The 5,485-nt window shown below is 35.8% G+C and carries 5 protein-coding genes and 1 pseudogene; 1 reads left to right on the forward strand and 5 read right to left on the reverse strand.

Annotation, left to right across the window (positions count from 1 at the left end; translation table 11 throughout):
• The 4 genes and pseudogenes from HC728_RS19175 to HC728_RS19190 form a co-directional block, all read right to left on the reverse strand.
• Nucleotides 1–143: pseudogene (locus HC728_RS19175) on the reverse strand (N-acetyltransferase); the annotation flags it as partial.
• 749 nt (nucleotides 144–892) lie between these two features.
• Nucleotides 893–1,186, reverse strand: a complete 294-nt coding sequence (locus tag HC728_RS19180) for a hypothetical protein (RefSeq protein WP_063669704.1) — start codon at nucleotides 1,184–1,186, stop codon at nucleotides 893–895.
• Complete coding sequence (locus HC728_RS19185; protein ID WP_063669703.1) at nucleotides 1,183–2,595, reverse strand: hypothetical protein; 1,413 nt, start codon at nucleotides 2,593–2,595, stop codon at nucleotides 1,183–1,185. The genes HC728_RS19180 and HC728_RS19185 overlap by 4 nt, the downstream gene beginning before the upstream one ends.
• Nucleotides 2,596–2,787: 192 nt before the next feature.
• On the reverse strand, nucleotides 2,788–3,264 hold the full coding sequence (locus HC728_RS19190; RefSeq protein ID WP_190395932.1) for a GNAT family N-acetyltransferase: 477 nt from the start codon (nucleotides 3,262–3,264) through the stop codon (nucleotides 2,788–2,790).
• A gap of 764 nt (nucleotides 3,265–4,028) precedes the next feature.
• Here HC728_RS19190 and HC728_RS19195 point away from each other — a divergent pair.
• Nucleotides 4,029–5,015 carry a Fic family protein gene (locus tag HC728_RS19195; protein ID WP_190395930.1) on the forward strand — a complete coding sequence of 329 codons (987 nt, stop codon included), beginning with the start codon at nucleotides 4,029–4,031 and terminating at the stop codon, nucleotides 5,013–5,015.
• Here the strand turns inward: HC728_RS19195 and HC728_RS19200 are convergent.
• Nucleotides 5,012–5,209, reverse strand: a complete 198-nt coding sequence (locus tag HC728_RS19200) for a hypothetical protein (protein ID WP_190395931.1) — start codon at nucleotides 5,207–5,209, stop codon at nucleotides 5,012–5,014. The two genes, HC728_RS19195 and HC728_RS19200, sit on opposite strands and share 4 nt — an antisense overlap.
• Between the last annotated feature and the right edge of the window lie 276 nt (nucleotides 5,210–5,485).

Consider the following 5,485-nt stretch of genomic DNA (forward strand, 5'->3'; position numbering starts at 1 on the left):
TCCCATTCATCTTGATGCATTTCACGTTGGATTTTATCGTCCCAACCAAACACAGCCTTAATTGGCTCAAATTCAGCCGCCTTTTTAAGTTCAAATAAGAACTCAAAATCACTATCTTTCGCTAAACTCGTAGAAAATTTCAAACCTTTACCTCTGGCTCAAATAACCTTAATAAATCGATGCTTATAACGCTGGCATAACACGTTTATTACTATGCAAACCAACCTGAATTAACCGCCTTAATCACGAAACCCAAGGCAAACCCAGAACGCCGAATGTAATAAATCGTGTTGATGCGATTGTTGTGCGTGCTTACTTTCGGCTTGGCCAACTTGGTAAAGAACTGCCCTGCCAAGATTTTCTAAGCCCTGATTCTAATTTACCGGTAGTAATTAAGCGAACAAAATGTTCTTAAATTGCGAGATAAAGTAAATGGAAAACAGATACATTTTTTACGCCATTTGAACGACTTGGTTTCAGCAAATTTGGAACTGATAAACCAAATATCCTTGCTACAGCGGGGATTGAAAATGCTACGAGCAAAACACTGATGCAAAATAAAATGAGGCATAACCAAAGAACAATTGAAGCGTAAAATAGCTTCTGAAACGCCTGAACTTATGGAAATAATGGCTAATTTGCCGAACTTGATGATACGAAAACCAAAAGGCAACAAAGAAGAAAGGAACGCTTACTAAGCCGAAACTACGAAAGCCGCGATCCTTTTGATGAACCGTGCAAAAAATTTCGGACTCAGTACGCACAACGCCTGCATAACACGTTTACTACTATGCAATTATACTCAAAATTGACGCCTTAAAACGAAAAACACCCGGCAACCTGAGATGCCGAGTGTAGTAAATCGTGTTGATGCATTTGTTAGGTGTTTATCTTAACGAGCAGTATAGACTTTATGGTTATCTTCTTCTATTTTTTCTGAAGAAAGCTCGAAATCATGGCTTCGTATAACTCTATCTGGCTCACGATTAGATAACTGGAAAATTTTCGTAGCTAGTTCATCTATGCTGATTTGGTGACCGCGAACACTACGCTCTAACTCTTCAAATATTAGTTGTCTTTGACGGTTAAGCTTCAATTCATTTTGAGCGATTCGAAGCTCTTCCTGACGATCTCGAAGATCAGCAACTCCATCAGCGGTCAATTGCCATAATGTCCTATTATTCATGCCGCCTCCTTTTTATCTTTATTTTCAAGTTCTCTTTCATCATAGTCTATACTTGACAAAATGTCTTGAATTTCAATCAAATTAACTCGCATCGAGACTAATATAGACAGTATATACATGATAGGTTTTACTATTTCACAATAAGAATCAGCCATATCATCATTATTAAACATATTACTTCGGTTAGTATAAATATTTGCTATACATACAATGATACCATCATCTTTGACTGGTTTATCTATTGCACCTTTTACTGAAAATGGCCTGCCAATATGATATTTATATATAGGGATAGATAATATTGACTTAGTTGAGTCTTTCTCATAATACTCATACAAGTTTTGAGTAAACTTTCCGTTAATATAATCCCTATGCATGGGAGAGTCTTTTAAATCTTCGATTGTTGACTTAACTTGGCTCTTAAGATCGGGAATATAAACAGGCCTCTTTAACTGTCTAGCTAATGGTGCACCATGCAGATTAGGCTGTTTAGCTTCATCACCCAATGCTAAATCTACGTCAGAATATGGCATGCAAATTGGAAGTCCTTCCTTTGACTCTTCTCTTTTGGGTAAAGATACACTCAACTCTTGTTCGTTAACCAATATATAGTCACTTTTTTCCAGTCGAGAACGCCAGTTATCATTAAATAAAAAGAATGGAGAGTTAATTATTGATTTTATATTAAAGGCATAACCTCCATTATCTGGCTTAGGGCCTACAATATTATTTTTTTCAAATTCTTCCAAAACACTGCGAGCTGGAGCTAAATTAAAGAAATTTGCTCTATAGGTAACATTATCATTGTCTCGCTCATCCCAATTGCTCGCAACATTCAACAATGAATTTAGACAAGATCGTTTTGCTGATCGTAAAGAACTGTCTAATAAAGCCAAATTATCTAGTTCTTCTTTTGTTGAATTTACTGGTTGATTTAATATTAGCTGCCAATCTAGTAAGCAAGTTTTTAATACTTGCATAAGTTCAACTGTGTCTTTGGCTGCCAATTTAACTGCATTAATAGGAGGTCTAGATTGCTCTTCTCTATTTTTTCTTTGTTGGCCGATATAATGATATATACCAATAACAATACTACAATATACTGTTATAAAAAAACTAAGTGTTTCCCAAGATACGGGAATTGTAGAATCAAAAACTTGTTCTTTAATGTCAGAACCAAATACTGAAACAGACGATGCCCACAATATACTGGCCATGATAAAAATCAAGTTTCCATAACCAGAATGAAGCTTAGTTGACCATTTTTTTACAAAGTCATATTCTATATTTTTCAGTGCATATTTACATGCTCGATATGTAACCCAAGCTAGTATAATGATCGCTATTACATAAAATGAGAGAGCATTATATATATTCGATAATAAAACACTCAATTTTTCTATTTCCAATGTAAGTTCCCATTCTAGTTCAAAAAAGTAAAATTCTGCTTATTTTAACAAACCAATTGTCCATGATAAACACCTAACGCCTGCATAACACGTTTGCTACGATACAGACTAAACTGAATTTTACTGCCTTAATCACTGAAACTAAAGGCAAACCGACAACGCCGAATGTAGCAAATCGTGTTGATGCATTTGTTATAACCGTTTTTCCATGCGTGACAAATCCCAACTCTCACCATCGAATGATAAGCTATTAGTTACCTGCTCAAATTCTACAAAACCCAGTTTTTCGTAACATGAAATAGCTGATTTATTGTGGCTGAAAACACCTAATGTCAGTAAATTAGCTTTGTAATTAACCTGAGCCTTTTCAATAAGTAGCTGTAGCATGGTTTGAGCTAAATTCTGGCCTCGATATTCAGGTAAGATAAATACGCGACAGATACGAAATTCATTAACTGAAACTTGGTAAAGCTCCACAAAACCAACCGGATTATTCTCAACAGTAAATAGAAATGGAAACACCTGTAACTGCTTACAATGAGTTTCAATTTGTTCGTGAGTAAGAGGATATTTATAAGCTGGCCCGCCCCACAAATAACAAAGTTTTTCGCTATCTATCCAGGCAGTAAGCAGATCATAATCCTTATGTTCAAAAGCCTCTAATTCCATCATTTCCTCTTGAGGTTATAACGCTTGCATAACACGTTTATTACTATGCCAACCAACCTGAATTTTACCGCCTTAATCACAAAACCCAAGGCAAACCCAGAATGCCGAGTGTAATAAATCGTGTTGATGCGATTGTTGTGCGGACTTACTTTCGGCTTGGCTAACTTGGTAAAGAACTGCCCTGCCAAGATTTTTTAAGCCTTGATTTTAATTTACCAATGGCAATTAAGCGAACAAAATGTTCTTAAATTGCGAGATGAAGTAAATGGAAAACAGATACATTTTTTACACCATTTGAATGGTTTGGCTTCAGCTAGTTTGGAACTGAAAAACCAAATATCCTAACCACAATTGGGATTGGAAATACTGCGAGCAAAACACTGATGCAAACTAAAATGAGGCATAACCAAAGAACAATTGAAGCGTAAAATAGCCTCTGAAACGCCTGAACTTATGGAAATAATGGCTAATTTGCCGAACTTGATGATACGAAAACCAAAAGGCAACAAAGAAGAAATTTACGCTTACTAAGCCGAACCTACGAAAGCCGCGATTCTATTGGTGAACCGTACAAAAAATTTCGGACTCAGTACGCACAACGCCTGCATAACACGTTTACTACTATGCGATTATACTTAATATTGACGCCTTAAAACGAGAAACACCCGGCAAACTGAGATTGCCGAGTGTAGTAAATCGTGTTGATGCATTTGTTATGTGCTATATTAACGGAGTGTTTATTTCTTTGAAAGTTATAGGTATTTATGCCAATTCTAAATGTAGATGATGCTAATGGAAAAATGGTACACATCAAAAACTCTCGCCGTAATGATGACTATTGTAAAGTATACTGGAATAAAACTGTTGGCGCAGTTTTTACAAAAAAATCGACATGCCCCCCTGTTGAGGCATTAGATACGTTATTAAAATATGATGAAGATTTTAGGACGAAGGATCGAGAAGTGCAAATTGGTGACTCTGTTTGTTACGTATTTGGTATAAAGCATATTCCACTATTTTTCTGTTCTATAACTGGAATCCAAATATACGAAGGAGAAACCTATGTATATCTCGAACCGAATAGCGCAAAAGTACCAGCACCACCTACATGGAAAAAATTTGAACCAGAACGCTTTATTTTTGTTTCAGATAATCGCTTAGGTACACGTAATTCTATAATTTTAGACACCGAGGTTTATGCTGTCTATCATGACGAACTTGATATTGCCGAGGAAATTTATGCAGAGCATCGTGTTCCACCATTTTTAAAAAGTTTTTTAAAAGATGATTCACAACCAATTGGGGAAGCTGCTTTCAAAAAATGCCATGAAACTTTATTCAAAGGAATATATTCTTGGGCTGGTAAATATCGTAATGAACAACTTGTAGTCCAAAATGATAGACGCCCAACACTAGATAAAGACTCAATAATAACAGAGTCAAAAAAATTCTTTAACTCCCTAACTAGAAGTCAATTACGGAAAATTAAAGACAAAGAAACGTTGATAAAAATGTTAATCGATACACATAAAGAGCTCGCGTGGATACATCCATTTCAAGATGGAAATGGTCGAGCAATTAGATTGTTTTTAGAGTTATTGTCTCTTACTCAAGGTTATAGATTTAACCTTGAAGGTTTTATTGAAACAAGCCGAGGGAAAAAATCTTATTACTTTGCAGTCCGTCAATCATTAAAAGGGCAGCACAAAGAAATAAAGGCATTATTTGAGCAAGCCACAGAAAAGCTTTAGATAATACCTTCTAATAACTTTGAGGCATTTCTAATTTTATCACGATTACGAGATGTTCTCTTTACACCTTCAAGTTCAAAGGAAGCCTCAAGGTTACTAAGTACCATTTCGTTAAAAGCCCTAAGAGACATTTGCTTTACTGTCCCTTTACTTTTTCCACGTAATGCTATGTTTATATTCACTGAGTTAGCCATTGATTCTTCCTATTTCTTCAATACAGGTTTACTAACTATATTATCAAACGAAATATAATTCAAGTAACGTAAGCACATAACGCTGGCATAACACGTTTATTACTATGCAAACCAACCTGAATTAACCGCCTTAATCACGAAACCCAAGGCAAACCCAGAACGCCGAATGTAATAAATCGTGTTGATGCGATTGTTGTGCGTGCTTACTTTCGGCTCGGTTAACTTGGTAAAGAACTGCCCTGCCAAGATTTTCTAAGCCCTGATTCTAATTTACCG

It is taken from the genome of Aliivibrio sp. S10_S31 (assembly GCF_014694495.1).
Classification (GTDB): domain Bacteria; phylum Pseudomonadota; class Gammaproteobacteria; order Enterobacterales; family Vibrionaceae; genus Aliivibrio; species Aliivibrio fischeri.

Coding starts and splice junctions, on each gene's coding strand:
- HC728_RS19180 (WP_063669704.1), bottom strand. CDS start 1,186: ATGAATAATAGGACATTATGGCAATTGACCGCTGATGGAGTTGCTGAT.
- HC728_RS19190 (WP_190395932.1), bottom strand. CDS start 3,264: ATGGAATTAGAGGCTTTTGAACATAAGGATTATGATCTGCTTACTGCC.
- HC728_RS19195 (WP_190395930.1), top strand. CDS start 4,029: ATGCCAATTCTAAATGTAGATGATGCTAATGGAAAAATGGTACACATC.
- HC728_RS19200 (WP_190395931.1), bottom strand. CDS start 5,209: ATGGCTAACTCAGTGAATATAAACATAGCATTACGTGGAAAAAGTAAA.